The organism is Streptomyces sp. G45, assembly GCF_049542095.1.
GTDB lineage: Bacteria > Actinomycetota > Actinomycetes > Streptomycetales > Streptomycetaceae > Streptomyces.
Genome location: NZ_JBMUZU010000001.1, coordinates 6,713,820 through 6,730,264, shown reverse-complemented (window position 1 = coordinate 6,730,264; position 16,445 = coordinate 6,713,820). Strand labels below are relative to the sequence as shown.

Below are 16,445 nucleotides of genomic sequence, written 5' to 3'. Positions count from 1 at the left end.
CACCCCCACGGCGGGAGAGCCGACAAGACACGCCGCACGCCCCCGACGCGGGACCGGGGCGCAGCCCCGGCGACAAGGCCCACGGTCAGCCCAGGTGCTCCCGTACCTCCGCGGCAGCGGTGTCCCCGTACGCCTTGGCGAACCGCTCCATGAACGCGCTGCGCCGCAGCTCGTACTCCTGCGTGCCGGTGGTCTCGATGACCAGGGTTGCGAGCATGCAGCCCACCTGCGCCGCGCGCTCGTGCGAGACGCCCCAGGCGAGGCCGGACAGGAAGCCCGCGCGGAAGGCGTCGCCGACGCCGGTCGGCTCGACCTTGGCCTCCTCCTGCGGCACGGGGACCTCGATCGGGTCCTGGCCGACGGCCTCCACGCGCACGCCGTTGGCGCCGAGCGTGGTCACGCGGTGGCCGACCTTGGCGAGGATCTCCGCGTCGGTCCAGCCGGTCTTGGACTCGATGAGCCCCTTCTCGTACTCGTTGGAGAACAGGTACGTCGCGCCGTCCAGGAGGGTGCGGATGTCGTCGCCGGACATGCGGGCGATCTGCTGGGAGAAGTCCGCGGCGAAGGGGATGCCGCGGGTGCGGCACTCCTCCGTGTGGCGGAGCATCGCCTCGGGGTCGTCGGCGCCGATCAGGACCAGGTCGAGGCCGCCCACGCGGTCGGCGACGGTCTTCAGCTCGATGTAGCGGGCCTCGCTCATCGCACCCGTGTAGAAGGAGCCGATCTGGTTGTGGTCGGCGTCGGTGGTGCAGACGAAGCGGGCGGTGTGCAGGGTCTCGGAGATGCGGACCGACGCGGTGTCCACGCCGTGCCGGTCGAGCCAGGCCCGGTACTCGTCGAAGTCGGAGCCCGCGGCGCCGACCAGGATCGGGGCCGTGCCGAGCTGGCCCATGCCGAAGCAGATGTTGGCCCCGACGCCGCCACGGCGCACGTCGAGGGCGTCCACGAGGAAGGAGAGGGAGACCGTGTGCAGTTGGTCGGCCACGAGCTGGTCGGCGAAGCGGCCGGGGAAGGACATGAGGTGGTCGGTGGCGATGGAGCCGGTGACTGCGATACGCACGGCGGAAAGCTCCTGCGGCGAGTAGAGGGGCGGCGGCGCCGCGCGCCTTCGGGGCGCTGTGGCGGTCGACGGGCGGACCGTTGACGGTTAACGCTATCCGGTCGAACGCCCGTCCTTGAACTGGCCAAAAATACCCGATAGTAGGTCTTTCTTCGTGGGCTGAGTGGTGCATACGGTTCCGTTATGGCCGTCATCGCGCAGCACAGCGCCCCCACCCCTTCGCCGGGCCCGCCCCCGAGGCCCTCGACTCCCTGGAGGCGCTGCGCGGCGACTGCGCCCGCATGGTCCCGCACTGGGCGGTGCCCGCCGTGCCGACGGCCGCGCCCGTGCCGCCGTCGCTGATCCACGGGGTGACGGTCCCGGCGGCGTCCGCCCGCCTCATCGACGGCATGTCGGAGTACGGGGACTGAGCGCGCGGCGCGCGGGGGAACCGTGCGCTCCCCTGCCGCGTCCCATCGCTGTCCCCCGTCGAGGGGATGCCATGTACGCCCCTTTTCGCGTGGATGGCTTCCAGGGAACTCGGGCGGTGAAGGAGCGATGCGGTGAGCACCGAGCAGACGCAGGACGGACGGCGGCGGTCCCCGCTGGTGGTCGCCTCGGTCGCGGCCGCGGTGCTGCTTGCGGGCGGCGGCGGGGCGTATCTGGCCACCGGGTCGTCCGGTGACGGCGGCGGCCGGGACGCCTCCCCGGGGAGGGCGGCGATCCGCCGCCGCTGTCCCTGGACGGCCCCACGGACGGGCACGGCGGCCGGGCGGACTCCGGCGCCTCGGGTGGCCCCGGTGACCACGGCGCCACGGACGGCCCGCCCGGCATCGCCCCCGGTGAGCCCGACCCGAGCGGCGGGACGTACACGGCGGTGGGCGAGCTGCCCGAGGGGCCGGACGCGGCCGCGGTGTACGAGCCGAGGGGCGAGGTCACCCAGGAGCAGGCGGCGCGGCTCGCCAAGGCCCTCGGCCTGACGGGGACGCCCCGCGCGGGCGGCGACGCCTGGCTGCTCGGCCCGGCGAAGGACGGTTCGGGCCCCTCCCTGAGGGTGTCCCGGAAGGCCCCCGGCACCTGGACCTTCACCCGGGACACACCCGTCAGCGGCGACAACTGCCTGAAGGGCAGGCCGTGCCCGCCGGGGCCGAAGGACTCCGACGCCTCGCCCGCCCACCCGGACGACAGCGGCGGCGCGGTGAGCGAGGCCGCCGCGAAGAAGGCGGCCGCGCCCGTCCTGAAGGCCCTCGGCCAGGACGACGCGAAGCTGGACGCCACCCAGCTCATGGGGCCCGTACGCGTGGTCAACGCCGACCCCGAGGTGGGCGGCCTGCCGACGTTCGGCTGGTCGACGGGCATCCAGATCGACGCCGAAGGGCGCGTGGCGGGCGGCAGCGGCAACGTCCTGGAGCCGCGTAAGGGCGCCACGTACCCCGTCGTCAGCGCCGAGAAGGCGCTCGACCTGAAGAACGAGCAGGCCCGGGGCGACGGCCGCGTGGGCATCGGCGGCTGCGCGACTCCGGTGCCGCACGGGAAGGACGGCTCCCGGCCCGAGGGCCCGGCGGGCACGGACAAGGACGACGGCCCGGTGGGCGGCGACAGCCGGAGCGACAAGGGCGGCGGGACCCACAAGGGCGGCGGAACCGACCAGGGCCCCCAGGCGCGCTGCGTGCCGGACCCCCAGCCGCCGAAGCCGAAGCCGATCCCGGTGACGGACGCGACCTTCGGTCTGGCCGCGCAGTACGTGTCCGGGCGCCAGACCCTCGTACCGTCCTGGCTGTTCGAGGTGCGGCCGCAGGGCGCGCGGGGCACCTTCACGATGACCCACCCGGCGGTGGACCCGAAGTACCTGACCGGGCCCGGTGTCCCCACGCCCCGGTCGACCGTCGGGCCCGGCGACCCGGGCACGCGCACGGAGCCGGTGCGGGTCGAGGGCTACAGCGTGGCGGGCCGCGAGCTGGTCCTGCACTTCACGGGCGGCGTGTGCGGCACGTACGCGGCGACGGCCGAGGAGAGCGGCCGCCAGGTCGCCGTGAAGGTCACCGAGACCGTGAAGGAGGGCACCGTGTGCGTCGCGATGGCGCGGAGCTACACCCTGACGGTGCCACTGGACAAGCCGCTCGGCGACCGGCGGGTGGTCACCGACGGCGGCAGGGCGGTGCCGCGCCACGACGGCGGGACCGAGGCCGTGCCCGCGCCGCGGTCGTAGGGCGGCAGACGTGAAGGCGGCGGCTCCCCGGTCGGGGAGCCGCCGCCTTCACGCTGGTGGATGACTGGCGTCCGGCTTAGCTGAACGAGTCACCGCAGGCGCAGGAACCCGTGGCGTTCGGGTTGTCGATCGTGAAGCCCTGCTTCTCGATGGTGTCCACGAAGTCGATGGTGGCACCGCCCAGGTACGGGGCGCTCATGCGGTCGGTGACGACCTTGACGCCGCCGAAGTCCTTCTCGACGTCCCCGTCGAGCGAACGCTCGTCGAAGAACAGCTGGTAGCGCAGGCCCGAGCAGCCACCGGGCTGCACGGCGACGCGCAGCGCCAGATCGTCGCGGCCTTCCTGGTCAAGGAGGGCCTTGACCTTGGCCGCGGCGGCGTCGGTCAGGAGGATGCCGTCGCTCACGGTGGTGGTCTCGTCCGATACGGACATCTGCTTCTCTCCCGGTGTGTACGGAGACTGCTTGCCGACCGGTCCAACCGGCGGGGCCGCCTGTTCATTCCCATGCTCGCACACGGCACCGGACAGGGGATGCGTCACATCGACACTATGGCCATCGTCAAACTGACGTGAAGCGGTTATGATAGATAACGTCAATTCGACGAAAAGGATTCGTGGGGCCGCTGGCGGCCCCACTCGCGCGCGGCCCCCGGCCGCCGCTCGTCACTGAAGAAAGGGTGTGTGACGTGACCACCGCCCAGTCCACCCGCGTCGAGAACGTCGAGCACGTCGACCTCGATGTACAGCCGACCCCGCTCGCCCTGCTGCTGCTCGGCCGGGAGGCCGACCCCCGCAGCGAGCGCGGCGTGGAGTGCCCCGGCGACCTGCCGTCGCCGTCGGACCCCGGCCTGGTGGAGCGCGCCCGCGCCGCCAAGGAGAAGCTCGGCGACAAGGTGTTCGTGCTCGGCCACCACTACCAGCGCGACGAGGTCATCCAGTTCGCGGACGTCACCGGCGACTCCTTCAAGCTGGCCCGGGACGCGGCCGCGCGGCCGGACGCCGAGTACATCGTCTTCTGCGGCGTGCACTTCATGGCCGAGTCCGCGGACATCCTGACGACCGACGACCAGAAGGTCGTCCTGCCGGACCTGGCCGCGGGCTGCTCCATGGCCGACATGGCCACGGCCGAGCAGGTCGCGGAGTGCTGGGACGTGCTGACCGAGGCCGGGATCGCCGACCGGGTGGTGCCCGTCTCGTACATGAACTCCTCCGCCGACATCAAGGCGTTCACCGGCAGGCACGGCGGCACCATCTGCACGTCGTCCAACGCCAAGCGGGCCCTGGAGTGGGCGTTCGAGCAGGGCGAGAAGGTGCTGTTCCTGCCGGACCAGCACCTCGGCCGCAACACCGCCGTCCGCGACATGGGCATGTCCCTGGACGACTGCGTCGTCTACAACCCGCACAAGCCGAACGGCGGCCTGACCGCCGAGCAACTGCGCGACGCGAAGATGATCCTGTGGCGCGGGCACTGCTCGGTGCACGGCCGCTTCTCGCTGGAGTCGGTCGAGGACGTGCGGGCCCGGATACCCGGCGTGAACGTGCTCGTCCACCCCGAGTGCAAGCACGAGGTCGTGGCGGCGGCGGACTACGTCGGCTCGACCGAGCACATCATCAAGACCCTGGAGGCGGCCCCGGCGGGCTCCAAGTGGGCCATCGGCACCGAGCTGAACCTGGTCCGCCGCCTGGCCAACCGCTTCGCCCCCGAGGGCAAGGAGATCGTCTTCCTCGACAAGACGGTCTGCTTCTGCTCCACCATGAACCGCATCGACCTGCCCCACCTGGTCTGGGCCCTGGAGTCCCTGGCCGAGGGCAAGCTGGTCAACCGCATCGAGGTCGACCGCGAGACCGAGCGGTTCGCGAAGCTCGCCCTGGAGCGCATGCTGGCGCTGCCGTAGCGGGCCCTCGGGGGGCCGTCGGGGGCCGCGGGGGCCTGGTGGCGGTCAGTCGCCCCGGGGGCGGACCAGGCCCGACTCGTAGGCGATGACCACGAGTTGGGCCCGGTCGCGGGCACCGAGCTTGGCCATGGCGCGGTTGACGTGGGTCTTGACCGTGAGGGGGCTGACTTCGAGGCGTTCGGCGATCTCGTCGTTGGAGAGACCGCCCGCCACCTGGATCAGGACCTCGCGTTCACGGCCGGTGAGGGCGTCGAGGCGCTCGCTGCGGGCGGGCGGCTCGTCGTCCGCGCCGTCGCCCTGGGCGAGGAACCTGGCGATGAGGCCCTTCGTCGCGGCGGGCGAGAGCAGCGCCTCTCCGGCCGCCGCGACCCGGATCGCGCCGAGGAGTTCGTCCGGTTCCGCGCCCTTGCCGAGGAAGCCGGAGGCCCCCGCGCGCAGGGACTGCACCACGTACTCGTCGACCTCGAAGGTGGTCAGCATGACCACCCGCACATGGGACAGGGCCGGGTCGTCGCTGATCATCCGGGTGGCGGCGAGGCCGTCCGTGCCGGGCATCCGGATGTCCATGAGGACGACGTCCGCCGACTCCGCCTTCGCGAGGCGCACCGCCTGCGCGCCGTCGGAGGCCTCGCCGACGACCTCCATGTCGGGTTCGGAGTCGACGAGGACCTTGAACGCGCTGCGCAGCAGCGCCTGGTCGTCGGCGAGCAGCACCCGGATCGTCACGCGGTCGTCCCTCCCCTGGCCGGGCTGTGCTCCCGGCCGCCCTGCTTCACGGTCGTGACCGGCAGGATCGCATGCACGCGGAAGCCGCCTCCGTAGCGGGGCCCGGCGCTGCACCGGCCGCCGAGCGCGCTGACGCGCTCACGCATGCCGATGAGCCCGTGCCCGCCGCCCTGTTCACCGCCCCGCCCGTCGCCCTGCTGATCGTCCTGCTTGTGTTCCCGCTGGTCGTCCCGCTGGTCGTCGCCCGCGCCGTCGTCGAGCACGGTGATCTCCAGGTTGGGCCCCACGCGTACGACGCTGACCTCCGCCTTGGCCTGCTCGCCCGCGTGCTTCTGCACGTTGGTGAGGGCCTCCTGGATGATCCTGTACGCGGCCAGGTCCACGGCCGCCGGAGGGTTCAGTCCGGCGTCGCCGCGGGCCACCTCCACGGCCAGGCCCGCGTGCCGGAAGGTGTCGACGAGGTCGTCGAGGCGGCCGAGGCCCGGCGCGGGCTCGGTGGGCGCCTCCGGGTCGCCGGACTGGCGCAGCAGCCCGACGGTGGCGCGGAGTTCGCCGAGCGCCGAGCGGCTGGCGTCGCGGACGTGCGCGAGGGCCTCCTTGGCCTGGTCGGGCCGCTTGTCCATGACGTGCGCGGCGACCCCGGCCTGCACGTTGACCAGGGCGATGTGGTGGGCGACCACGTCGTGCAGGTCGCGGGCGATGCGCAGCCGCTCCTCGGCGACCCGGCGCCTGGCCTCCTCCTCGCGGGTGCGCTCGGCCCGCTCGGCGCGCTCCCTGATGGCGTCGACGAAGGCCCGTCGGCTGCGTACGGCGTCGCCCGCGGCGGCGGCCATGCCGGTCCAGGCGAAGATGCCGAGGTTTTCCTCCGCGTACCAGGGCAGGGGGCCCGCGAGCATCGCCACGCCGGTGAGGCCGGTGATGGTGATGAGGCCGACGCGCCAGGTGGTGGGCCGGTTGGTGCGGGCGGCCACGGTGTACAGGGCGATGACGGCGCACATCACGACGGGCGCGCGGGGGCCGGTCGACACCAGCTCCACGATGGACAGCGCGCAGGTGGCGGCGAGCACGCTCCAGGGGGCGTGGCGCCGGAAGACCAGGGCCGCCGAGCCGAGTCCCATCAGCGTCAGGCTGAGGGAGCCCGGGGCGTGGACGTTCCAGGAGGAGCCCTGCCCCCGGTTGGGCTCCGCGAAGGAGCCTATGACCATGCAGACGAGGGCGGCGGCCGCGAGGACTGCGTCCACGGCCAACGGGTGCGTCCTGGCCCAGCCTCGGCACCGTTCAAAGTTGGTCACGCCCTAAACGGTACGGGGCCGTCAGTTCCGGCGGAACGGAACGGGGGGCTCGTCCGGCGCGGGTTGACGAACCCCGCCGCCAGCGCGGTCGAGCCCTCCTGGCTCGCCCGCCGGGGCCACCCTTGACCCGGGGGCGGGTCGGTCGCCTTGGGCCGGGTGAGGCCGGACGCTCCTGGCCGGGTGCGGGCCGATGCGCTTCCGGCCCGCCGCTTCGCGGCGGGGGCTTTCCGCCCACCCACCACATGCGCTTCCGCGGGCTCGGAAGTGGCCGCGGCAAAGGGACGGGCGGGGCCCCGCAGGGGGCCGGGTGGGGTCAGCCGGGGATCAGGCCGTCGTCGCTCAGCATGGCGCGGACCTCGTCGAGGGACGCGTCCGGTGCCGGGAGGATCAGTTCGGAGGGTTCGAGGGCGTCGTCGGGGAGGGGGTCGCCCAGCTCCCTGACCTTGTCCAGGAGGGCGTGCAGCGTGCGGCGGAAGCCGGGCTCGTCGCCGCCCTCCATCTCTTCGAGCAACTCGTCATCCAGCTTGTTCAGTTCGGCGAAGTGGCTGTCGGCCAGCTTCACCTGCCCCTCCCCCATGATCCGTACGATCATGACGCCCTCCTCGGACGTGAGCGGTGGCTACTGCTTGTCGAAGCGCGGGGCGTCGTGCCGCTGGACCTGGCCCTGACCCTGGCCGCCTTCGATGGCGGGCTGCGCGGAGCCGCTGGAGCCGCCCGCCAGCTCCGCCTTCATGCGCTGGAGCTCCAGCTCTACATCCGTACCACCGGAGAGGCGGTCAAGCTCGGTCTGGATGTCGTCCTTGGCGAGGCCGGAGGAGTCGTCGAGGGCGCCCGAGGCGAGCAGCTCGTCGATCGCCCCGGCCCGCGCCTGGAGCTGCGCGGTCTTGTCCTCGGCGCGCTGGATGGCCATGCCGACGTCGCCCATCTCCTCGGAGATGCCGGAGAAGGCCTCGCCGATGCGGGTCTGGGCCTCGGCCGCCGTGTACGTCGCCTTGATGGTCTCCTTGCGCGTGCGGAACGCGTCGACCTTGGCCTGGAGGCGCTGGGCCGCGAGGGTGAGCTTCTCCTCCTCGCCCTGGAGCGTCTGGTGCTGCGTCTCCAGGTCGCTGACCTGCTGCTGGAGCGCCGCGCGGCGGGAGAGCGCCTCGCGGGCCAGGTCCTCGCGGCCGAGCGCGAGCGCCTTGCGGCCCTGGTCCTCGAGGGTGGAGGACTGCTTCTGGAGCTGGTTGAGCTGGAGCTCCAGGCGCTTGCGGGAGGTCGCCACGTCGGCGACGCCGCGGCGCACCTTCTGGAGCAGCTCAAGCTGCTTCTGGTACGAGTAATCGAGGGTCTCGCGCGGGTCCTCGGCCCGGTCAAGGGCCTTGTTCGCCTTCGCGCGGAAGATCATCCCCATACGCTTCATGACACCGCTCATGGGCTTCGCGCGCCCCCTTCTGACGGACTTCCAGCTCCAGCTACTGCGATACGACCCACGGTACGGGGTCTGTATCCATTACCGCACTGTTCGCGGGCGGATGCGCTCATCCCCAAGGACGACTGCACTGCCCGTCCATCCGGCGCAGGGAGTAGGTGCGCCCCGGGGAACGGTCCCCGGGCGGCGCCTTCGCCCCCCGCGGTCTGCCCCGGTCTGCCCGTGCGCATCCCGTGCACATCATGAAGACGGCCGGTGTTGCGGGATCGTTCCCCGGCGGACCGGGGTCCACACCCGCCCGTCTCCCCCGGCCGCCCCCGCGAAGAGAGGGCTGCGGCCCCGCGCCACCCCGGTTACCCCTTACCCTTGGCTTTTGTGTTCCGTAGCCGATCCAAGGACGAGAAGGCCCCCGCCGCCCAGGCGCCGGTGACCGAGGACTCGCCCAAGACCCGAGACCCGCAGGCCCCCAAGGGCCGCCCCACGCCCAAGCGCGCCATGGCCCAGTCGCAGCGCCGCAGCGTGCTGAACACGCCGATGACGCGCAAGGAGGCCGCCAAGCGGCAGCGCGAGGAGCGCCGCGCCAACCTGGAGAAGCAGCGCCAGGCCATGGCCAGCGGCGACGAGCGCTATCTGCCGCCGCGCGACAAGGGCCCGGTGCGCAAGTTCGCCCGTGACTTCGTGGACTCCCGGTTCTGCGTCGCCGAGTTCTTCCTGCCGATGGCCGTGATCATCCTCGTACTGAGCATGATCCGCATCGGGTCGCTGCAGAACATCGCGCTGCTGCTGTGGCTCGTCGTGATCGTTCTGATCGTCCTCGACTCCGTGGTGACCGGCTTCCGGCTGAAGAAGCTCCTGAAGGAGCGCTTCCCCGACGAGCCGAAGAAGGGCGCCGTCGCCTACGCCCTGATGCGCACGCTCCAGATGCGTCGGCTGCGCCTGCCGAAGCCGCAGGTCAAGCGCGGAGAGCGGCCCTGAGCGGTCAGGACGACCGCCGGGGCGGCGACGGCTGTGCGGCGCGTGAGGCGGTCCGCCAGGAGCTGGTGGCGCGGCAGCTCGACGAGCAGATAGTCGCCCGCTTCCCCGTGGGGCGGCGGCTGCGCGTGCTCGACGTCGGCATGGGGCACGGGGTGCAGGCCCTGCGCCTCGCCCGCGCCGGGCACGAGGTGACGGGCGTCGAGCGGGACGCCGACGCGCTCGCCGCCGCGCGGGCCGCGGCCGCCGCGGAGCCCGAGGGCATCCGGTCGCGGATGCGGATCGTCGAGGGCGACGGGCGGGACACCGGCGTGCACTTCCCGCCCGGCAGCTTCGACGTGGTGCTGTGCCACGGGGTCCTGATGCACGTGGAGGAGCCCGACGCGGTCCTCGCCGGGCTCGGCCGGGTCCTCGCGCCCGGCGGGCTGCTCTCCCTCGTCGTGCGCAACGCCGACGCGATGGCCATGCGGCCGGGGCTGCGGGGCGACTGGGCCGGGGCGCTGGCGGCGTTCGGCACCGACACGTACGCGGACCGGTCCGGCACGCAGGTGCGGGCGCACCGACTCGACGCCGTCACGGGGGCGCTGGCGGGCATCGCCGCGCCGCTGCTGGCCTGGTACGGGGTGCGCGTCTTCTCCGAAGCCGCGGAGGTCCCTGCCGGGGGCGCGGGGTGGGAGGCGCTGGTGGCCGCCGAGGAGCGGGCCGGGCGTACCGATCCCTATCGGGCGGTGGCCTCCCTGCTCCATGTGTGCGGGGCTCGGGACTGAGGCTGGCCCCTTCGCGTGCGCCTCGGGTGCGCTTCGGGTGCGGGTCCGTGCCCCTCGCGGGGGGCTCTCCTCGCCGTCGGCGGCGCGCGGGCTCGGCTCGTCGGGCGGGTGGACTACCCGGTCGGGTGCCTTGTGCGGGCCCCGGGCGGGGAGCGAGGTGAGACTCGGGAGGTATGAGAGCCTTCCGTGCGGCAGTCGTGCTGGTCGTGGGCGTGTCCGTCGGGGTGGTCAGCGGTTGCGCTGACGGCCGTGACGGGTCGGCGCCCGCCACGACACAGGCCGCGCCCGCCGCCGCGAGCGACCTTCAGGACGACTACCTGAAGGTGATCAAGGACGTGCTGCCGTCCGTCGTGCAGATCGACGCCTCCGACAGCCTCGGCTCCGGAGTGGTGTACGACGACAAGGGGCACATCGTCACCAACGCCCACGTGGTCGGGCGTGAGAAGACCTTCAAGGTGACCACGGCCACCGGTGAGCAGCCGCTCGGCGCCACGCTGGTCTCGGCGTACCCCGAGCAGGACCTCGCCGTCATCAAGCTCGACAACGTGCCGAAGGGGCTGAAGGCGGCGGCCTTCGGGGACTCCGCGAAGGTGGCCGTCGGCCAGATCGTGCTGGCCATGGGCTCACCGCTCGGCCTGTCATCCAGCGTCACCCAGGGCATCGTCTCGGCCACCGGGCGCACGGTCAGCGAGGGCCGCTCCGGCGGCGGCACCGGCGCCACCATCGGCAACATGGTGCAGACCTCCGCCGCGATCAACCCCGGCAACAGCGGCGGCGCCCTCGTCAACCTCGACGGCGAGGTCATCGGCATCCCGACCCTCGCCGCGACCGACCCGGACATGGGCGACAGCGCCGCGCCCGGCATCGGCTTCGCGATCCCCGCCTCGATGGTGCGGACCGTGGCCGGGCAGATCGTCGAGCACGGCAGGGTCACCGACTCGGGCCGGGCCGCGCTCGGCGTCTCCGCGCGCACGGTGCTCGGCGACGACTACCGGCCCGCGGGCGTCGCCGTGGTCGAGGTGCGCGACGGCGGCGGCGCGGACAAGGCGGGGCTGCGGCCGGGCGACATCATCACCAAGCTCGGTGACGCCCCGATCACCACGGTCACCTCCCTCGCCGAGGCCCTCGCCGCGCTGAAGCCGGGCGACAAGGAGCGGGTGACGTACGTACGCGACGGTGACGAGCGCAGTGCCGAGGTCACGCTCGGCGAGATGTGACGCCGTCGCCCCCGGCCGCCGTCCGGCCCACGGGCCCCGTACGGCGACGACCGACCGCGGACCACATCCGCACCGCCCCGTGAAGCCACCGCCCGGCCGCCGGGCACGGCGGGCGATCGGCAACCACACCCGTCGCAGCCACCAGCCGCCGCTCACGGCCCAGCCCCCACCCACGCCACGTCACCGCGCCGAGCGCCCTGCCACGCGGCATGTACGTGTCGTACGGGAGTACGGGCGTGGGGGCGGGGCAGATCCGCGCGGCGCGTACGCGGATATCCGCACCGACACCCTCGGGACGCACGCGCGCGAGACACCCCGCGGTGCCCCGCTGCCGTCGAGCCCCCGGCACGCACCCGAGAAACCCCTCAGTACCCCTGCCGCACCGCACTGGAGGCACGCAGCCACGTGGAGGCGGGCGCGGGCCGCGGGACCGACGACACCTCGGATCACCCGCGCGCGAGACGGCAGGCCGCGCACACGCGTGGGCGCGGTGCCGAGGCCCGTGCTGGTGGCATCGCCCGGGAAGGGCGTATGTGCGCGTGAGGGTGCGGCCCGTACGCGGAGGGCCCGCTGCCCGTCGAGCCCCCGGGGCGCGCGTGAGGCACCCCGTCCGTACCGGGGGCACGCAGCCGCGTGGAGGCGGGCGTGGGGCGCGGGACCGACGGCGTCCGGGTGGCCCGGGGCACCCGCGCGCGTGGGAGCGGTGTCGTTGGGCGGCACTCTGACGTCGGCCCCAGCCCGGGGCACCCGCGCGCGTGGGAGCGGGGCGCGCGTACGCCTGGGGTGCCCCATGGGGGCCCAGGCGTGCGTGTGGGGGCGCCGCCCGGATTGTTGGCGGCGCCCCCACGGGCGAGCTCGCGGCGCTCAGCGGGCGCGCTTCGTCGGCGTCAGGGCTGGGTCGCTTCCTGGGTGTGGAGGCTCATGGGGCCGTAGATCTCCGTCGTGTCCTCGAAGAGGGTGACCTGGTCCGTGCCGCCTTCGGCGAGGTCCTTCCAGTGTTCGCCGATCCAGGTCTCCGCGTCGCCCTGGGTGGTGAACTCCTCGGGCTGCACGGCAGGCTGGACCTCCGTCCCGTCCGCCTTCTCGAACCGCCACGTCCATGCCGCCATGTCAGCCTCCCGAGGTCGAATGGTGTCCCGGCGGCCGCCGTCGGGCGGCCACCGAAGCCGCTTGAAGCCTAGCCGGGCGCGCGGCGCGGAGGGCGACGCGGGAGGATCTTCCTGTGGAACTGACTCTGCTCGGCACCGGAGCCCCCGAGGGGCTGCCCCGCCCCGGCTGTCCCTGCGCCGTGTGCGCGACCGCGCTCGGCGGGGCGGCGCGGGCCGCGACGGCGCTGCTCGTCGACGGTGTCCTGCTGCTCGACCTCACCCCCGGCGCCGCCCTCGCCGCCGCCCGCGCCGGGCACTCGCTCGGCGGGGTGCGCCAGGTGCTGCTTTCGCATCCGCACGACGGGCCCGCCGTGGAGGTCCCGGCGGGCCTGCCGCAGCCGGGCCGGGTCCCGGACGGGCGGGAGCTGGCGCTGCTGACCGGCCACCGGGTGCGCGCCCTCGCGATGGACGCGCCCGGCACCGGCTACGAGGTGACGGGCCCCGACGGCGACCGGCTGCTGTACCTGCCGCCGGGCTGCGCGCCCGCCGGGACCGGCGGCGAGAACGGCACGCAGACCGCGTACGAGATGGTGCTCGCCGACGTGGCGGGCCGCCCCGACGGGCTCGCGCGGCTGCGGGCGACCGGGGCGGTGGGGCCGACGACGGACGTGATCGCGGTGCACGTCGGGCACGACGTGCCGTCGGGGCCCGAGCTGGCGCGCCGCCTCGCCGCGGCGGGGGCGCGGGCGGTGCCGGACGGGACGACGCTGACCGTCGGCGCGTACGAGGAGGTGCCGGACGTGCCGCGCCGCACGCTGGTCCTCGGCGGGGCCCGCTCCGGCAAGTCCGTGGAGGCCGAGCGGCGCCTGGAGGCCTTCCCGGACGTGGAGTACGTCGCCACGGGCGGCCTGCGCGGCGGTGACACCGAGTGGGCGGAGCGGGTCCGGGCCCACCGCGAGCGGCGCCCGGGCTCCTGGCGGACCACGGAGACCTGCGACCTGGTGCCGCTGCTCGCCGCGCAGGGGCCGCCGCTGCTGGTGGACTGCCTGTCGCTGTGGCTGACCCACGCCATGGACGAGGTGAACGCGTGGGACGACGACGAGTGGGCGGGCGGCGGCGAGCGCGCGCTGCGCAAGCGGGTCGCGGAGCTGACGGACGCGGTGCGGGCCACCCGCCGCACCCTCGTCGCCGTGTCGAACGAGGTCGGCTCCGGGATCGTCCCCGCGACCGCGTCGGGGCGCCGCTACCGCGACGAGCTGGGCCGCCTGAACGCCGCCTTCGCCTCGGAGTGCGAGCACGTACTGCTGGTGGTGGCGGGGCAGGCGCTGCCGCTGCGGGGGTGAACCCGGCCCGTCACTCCTCGGCGGGGCGGTGGGCGATGACGCGGTAGGTGTTGGCGAAGCCCGTGCGGGTCAGCAGCGGCGCCAGCAGGTGGTCGGCGGCGGCCGCCGCCGCGAGCAGGGGCACGGCCGCCCACCAGCAGGCGCGGCGCAGGCGGCGGCGGTGCGGCCCGGGGGCCTTGGCACGCCACGGCACGTCGGGGGCGGGGGCGAGGCGGCCGACGAGCAGGGCCGCCGCGGCGGTCAGGTCGGCGGGGACGTGGGCGGCGCGGCGGTCGGCGGCGACCACGGTGAGGCCGAGGCCGGTCAGCGCGTCGCGCAGGTTGGCGAGCGGCAGCAGGTGCGGGTGGCGGGGCTGGCCGTGCGCCGTCCACCAGCGGCCGAGCAGGCGGGCGGCGCGCGAGGCGGGGTCGTACGCCTCGATCACCAGGTGCCCGCCGGGGCGCAGCGCGCGGTGCGCGGCCCGCAGCTCCGCGCGCGGGTCGGCGGCGCGTTCGAGCTGGTGGAACAGGCTGACCACGTCGTAGCGGCCCTCCAGCCGGGGCGCGAGGTCCCGCAGCCGCCCCCGGTGGGCCTCCTCCACGTGCCCGGCCTCGCGGGCCGCCTCGACCTCGGTACCCGGGTCGAGCCCGTCGAAGGCGGTGTACGGCAGGACGTGCCGGGCGGCGGCCGGGAAGTGCCCGGCTCCGGTGTTGACGTCGAGCCAGCTCTCGGGCTCGGCGAGGCGGGCCAGCGCGCGGGCGCGGGCGCGGTGCCGCCGGGCGGCCAGGGCGTGGGCGACGCGGTGCGTGTGGGAGTGCGTGTGGGAGTGCGCGTGAGGGGCGTACGGGCAGTCGAGCGCCTCCTGGGCGTCGCGGCCGTAGACGTCGCGGCCCTGGGGCGTCAGGGGCGGGTTCTGGAAGACGTGCCCGCACGCCTGGCACTCGTCGAGGGTGAACGTGCCGGGCTTGCGGCCCAGGAGGTCGGTGGTGCGCAGGCGCGTGCGCGGGCGGTCCGCCCCGCACCAGGGGCAGTCGGCGCGGCGCGGCTCGTGGAACCGCTCGGTGCCCTGGGCGAGTTGGGCGAGCCAGGCCGGGCGGCGGGCGGCGACCCGCTGGGCGGCGGTGGCCTGCTGGGCGGCGTCCATGGCGGTACTCCTGGGGCTGACGGGGACGGCTCCGGGGGCCGCTGGGGGCGGGCGGGCTCCCGTGACGGGGGGGCGGGGGCGGGGGCGGTGCCCGCGCGGCCGCGCTGACTCCGCGGAGTCAGTGGATCACACGAGGTGACCCGCTCCGCCGGTTCGCCTGACGGCGTGTCACTTCGGGAGGGGCGGGGAACGGGGGCGCGGGAGCGCGCGGGGCCGTGCGCACGGGCGCACGGGCGCGCCGGTACTGTTCGCCGAATGAGCTCGCTGATTCTCGACGACTTCACCGACCTGATCGAGCGGCCCGACGGAGGGGTGCGCCGCGACGCCGAAGAGCGCAGGGAGCGCCAGGGCCTGCCGCCCGGCGCGCTCGGCCGCCTCGACGAGCTCGCCGAGTGGCTGTCGGCGGCCCAGGCGGCCGTGCCGGTCAAGCCGGTCACCCGGCCGCGGGCGCTGCTCTTCGCCGGTGACCACGGCGTTTCCGAGCTCGGCGTGTCCGCGCGGCCCGCGGGCGGCGCCGCCGACCTGGTGCGGGCGGTCCTGGACGGCACCAGCCCCGCGGCGGTGCTGGCGCGCCAGGTGGACGTGCCGGTGCGGGTCGTCGACATGGCCCTGGACTGCGATCCGGACGAGCTGCCCGCCGAGGTAGCGGGCCACCGGGTGCGGCGCGGCTCCGGGCGGATCGACATCGAGGACGCGCTCACCGTGGACGAGGCCGAGCGCGCGGTCCGCGCGGGCATCGCGCTCGCCGACGAGGAGGCCGACTCCGGCACCGACCTCGTCGTGCTCGGTGACATCAGCGTGGGCGGCACGACGCCCGCGGCCACGCTGATCGCGGCGCTGTGCGGCACGGACGCGTCCGTGGTGACCGGCCGGGGCGGCGCGCCGATCGACGACCTGGCGTGGATGCGCAAGTGCGCGGCGGTCCGCGACGCGCTGCGGCGCGCCCGGCCAGTCCTCGGCGACCAGGTGGAGCTGCTCGCCGCCGTCGGCGGGGCCGACCTGGCCGCGATGACGGGGTTCCTGCTCCAGTGCGCGGTGCGCCGTACGCCGGTGATCCTCGACGGGGTGGTGGCCGCGGCGGCGGCGCTGGTGGCGCAGCGGGTCGCCTTCCGCGCCCCGGACTGGTGGCTCGCGGGCCACGACAGCGGGGAGCCCGCCCAGGCCAAGGCCCTTGACCGGATGGCCCTGGAGCCGCTGCTCGGCCACGGCGTGAAGCTGGGCGAGGGGGCCGGGGCACTGCTGGCGGTGCCGCTGGTGCGGGCCGCGGCGGCGCTGTCCGCGGAGCTGCCGGAGGCCTGACGGCCGTACGCCCGCCCGGGCCCCCGTACGAAGGCGCACAGCGCACGGAGGCGCACCCCCCGC

At 74.6% G+C, this 16,445-nt stretch carries 16 protein-coding genes; 8 read left to right on the top strand and 8 right to left on the bottom strand.

All coding sequences use genetic code 11. From position 1 onward, the window contains the following. Positions 1–85: 85 nt before the first annotated feature. Positions 86–1,060, bottom strand: coding sequence for a carbohydrate kinase family protein (locus tag ACOBQU_RS28425; RefSeq protein ID WP_423630810.1), 975 nt, complete (start codon positions 1,058–1,060; stop codon positions 86–88). A 281-nt stretch (positions 1,061–1,341) separates the two neighbouring features. Between ACOBQU_RS28425 and ACOBQU_RS28420 the strand changes: the two genes are divergently transcribed. Both ACOBQU_RS28420 and ACOBQU_RS28415 read left to right on the top strand, forming a co-directional pair. Next, positions 1,342–1,470: a hypothetical protein gene (locus ACOBQU_RS28420; protein ID WP_423630808.1), complete on the top strand. Its 129-nt coding sequence runs from the start codon at positions 1,342–1,344 to the stop codon at positions 1,468–1,470. Between the two features lie 446 nt (positions 1,471–1,916). After that, the gene (locus tag ACOBQU_RS28415; protein WP_423630806.1) at positions 1,917–3,248 is read left to right on the top strand and encodes a hypothetical protein; all 1,332 of its coding nucleotides are present in this window, start codon (positions 1,917–1,919) and stop codon (positions 3,246–3,248) included. 76 nt (positions 3,249–3,324) lie between these two features. Here the strand turns inward: ACOBQU_RS28415 and ACOBQU_RS28410 are convergent, their stop codons facing one another. Then, on the bottom strand, positions 3,325–3,681 hold the full coding sequence (locus ACOBQU_RS28410; RefSeq protein ID WP_166630140.1) for an iron-sulfur cluster assembly accessory protein: 357 nt from the start codon (positions 3,679–3,681) through the stop codon (positions 3,325–3,327). 254 nt (positions 3,682–3,935) lie between these two features. Here ACOBQU_RS28410 and nadA point away from each other — a divergent pair, with 254 nt between their 5' ends. Then, on the top strand, positions 3,936–5,144 hold the full coding sequence (gene nadA, locus ACOBQU_RS28405) for a quinolinate synthase NadA (protein WP_423630804.1): 1,209 nt from the start codon (positions 3,936–3,938) through the stop codon (positions 5,142–5,144). A 45-nt stretch (positions 5,145–5,189) separates the two neighbouring features. Here the strand turns inward: nadA and ACOBQU_RS28400 are convergent, their stop codons facing one another. From ACOBQU_RS28400 to ACOBQU_RS28385, 4 genes are all read right to left on the bottom strand, one after another. Further along, the gene (locus ACOBQU_RS28400) at positions 5,190–5,870 is read right to left on the bottom strand and encodes a response regulator (protein ID WP_423630802.1); all 681 of its coding nucleotides are present in this window, start codon (positions 5,868–5,870) and stop codon (positions 5,190–5,192) included. Continuing rightward, positions 5,867–7,162 carry a sensor histidine kinase gene (locus ACOBQU_RS28395; RefSeq protein WP_423630800.1) on the bottom strand — a complete coding sequence of 432 codons (1,296 nt, stop codon included), beginning with the start codon at positions 7,160–7,162 and terminating at the stop codon, positions 5,867–5,869. The genes ACOBQU_RS28400 and ACOBQU_RS28395 overlap by 4 nt, the downstream gene beginning before the upstream one ends. A gap of 313 nt (positions 7,163–7,475) precedes the next feature. Further along, the gene (gene pspAA / locus ACOBQU_RS28390) at positions 7,476–7,754 is read right to left on the bottom strand and encodes a PspA-associated protein PspAA (protein WP_423630798.1); all 279 of its coding nucleotides are present in this window, start codon (positions 7,752–7,754) and stop codon (positions 7,476–7,478) included. A 27-nt stretch (positions 7,755–7,781) separates the two neighbouring features. After that, positions 7,782–8,576 carry a PspA/IM30 family protein gene (locus tag ACOBQU_RS28385; protein ID WP_423630796.1) on the bottom strand — a complete coding sequence of 265 codons (795 nt, stop codon included), beginning with the start codon at positions 8,574–8,576 and terminating at the stop codon, positions 7,782–7,784. A 372-nt stretch (positions 8,577–8,948) separates the two neighbouring features. Between ACOBQU_RS28385 and ACOBQU_RS28380 the strand changes: the two genes are divergently transcribed. The 3 genes from ACOBQU_RS28380 to ACOBQU_RS28370 all read left to right on the top strand — a co-directional run bounded on the left by ACOBQU_RS28380 (position 8,949) and on the right by ACOBQU_RS28370 (position 11,529). Next, on the top strand, positions 8,949–9,548 hold the full coding sequence (locus ACOBQU_RS28380; protein ID WP_423630794.1) for a DUF3043 domain-containing protein: 600 nt from the start codon (positions 8,949–8,951) through the stop codon (positions 9,546–9,548). Between the two features lie 65 nt (positions 9,549–9,613). Further along, positions 9,614–10,312, top strand: a complete 699-nt coding sequence (locus ACOBQU_RS28375) for a class I SAM-dependent methyltransferase (protein ID WP_423630793.1) — start codon at positions 9,614–9,616, stop codon at positions 10,310–10,312. Between the two features lie 173 nt (positions 10,313–10,485). After that, positions 10,486–11,529: a S1C family serine protease gene (locus tag ACOBQU_RS28370; RefSeq protein ID WP_423630791.1), complete on the top strand. Its 1,044-nt coding sequence runs from the start codon at positions 10,486–10,488 to the stop codon at positions 11,527–11,529. A gap of 887 nt (positions 11,530–12,416) precedes the next feature. On the opposite strand, the gene ACOBQU_RS28365 is transcribed toward ACOBQU_RS28370, so the two are convergent. Beyond that, on the bottom strand, positions 12,417–12,638 hold the full coding sequence (locus ACOBQU_RS28365; RefSeq protein ID WP_423630790.1) for a hypothetical protein: 222 nt from the start codon (positions 12,636–12,638) through the stop codon (positions 12,417–12,419). A 113-nt stretch (positions 12,639–12,751) separates the two neighbouring features. On the opposite strand from ACOBQU_RS28365, the gene ACOBQU_RS28360 reads away from it, so the two are divergent. Beyond that, positions 12,752–13,960, top strand: a complete 1,209-nt coding sequence (locus ACOBQU_RS28360; protein ID WP_423630788.1) for a bifunctional adenosylcobinamide kinase/adenosylcobinamide-phosphate guanylyltransferase — start codon at positions 12,752–12,754, stop codon at positions 13,958–13,960. Between the two features lie 10 nt (positions 13,961–13,970). On the opposite strand, the gene ACOBQU_RS28355 is transcribed toward ACOBQU_RS28360, so the two are convergent. Next, a complete protein-coding gene (locus tag ACOBQU_RS28355; protein ID WP_423630786.1) occupies positions 13,971–15,083 on the bottom strand; it encodes a class I SAM-dependent methyltransferase in 1,113 nt (370 codons plus the stop codon). A gap of 255 nt (positions 15,084–15,338) precedes the next feature. On the opposite strand from ACOBQU_RS28355, the gene cobT reads away from it, so the two are divergent. Continuing rightward, positions 15,339–16,382, top strand: coding sequence for a nicotinate-nucleotide--dimethylbenzimidazole phosphoribosyltransferase (cobT, locus tag ACOBQU_RS28350; protein WP_423630785.1), 1,044 nt, complete (start codon positions 15,339–15,341; stop codon positions 16,380–16,382). Positions 16,383–16,445 lie beyond the last annotated feature (63 nt).

Coding starts and splice junctions, on each gene's coding strand:
- ACOBQU_RS28355 (WP_423630786.1), bottom strand. CDS start 15,083: ATGGACGCCGCCCAGCAGGCCACCGCCGCCCAGCGGGTCGCCGCCCGC.
- cobT (WP_423630785.1), top strand. CDS start 15,339: ATGAGCTCGCTGATTCTCGACGACTTCACCGACCTGATCGAGCGGCCC.
- ACOBQU_RS28420 (WP_423630808.1), top strand. CDS start 1,342: ATGGTCCCGCACTGGGCGGTGCCCGCCGTGCCGACGGCCGCGCCCGTG.
- ACOBQU_RS28385 (WP_423630796.1), bottom strand. CDS start 8,576: ATGAGCGGTGTCATGAAGCGTATGGGGATGATCTTCCGCGCGAAGGCG.
- ACOBQU_RS28365 (WP_423630790.1), bottom strand. CDS start 12,638: ATGGCGGCATGGACGTGGCGGTTCGAGAAGGCGGACGGGACGGAGGTC.
- ACOBQU_RS28410 (WP_166630140.1), bottom strand. CDS start 3,681: ATGTCCGTATCGGACGAGACCACCACCGTGAGCGACGGCATCCTCCTG.
- ACOBQU_RS28370 (WP_423630791.1), top strand. CDS start 10,486: ATGAGAGCCTTCCGTGCGGCAGTCGTGCTGGTCGTGGGCGTGTCCGTC.
- pspAA (WP_423630798.1), bottom strand. CDS start 7,754: ATGATCGTACGGATCATGGGGGAGGGGCAGGTGAAGCTGGCCGACAGC.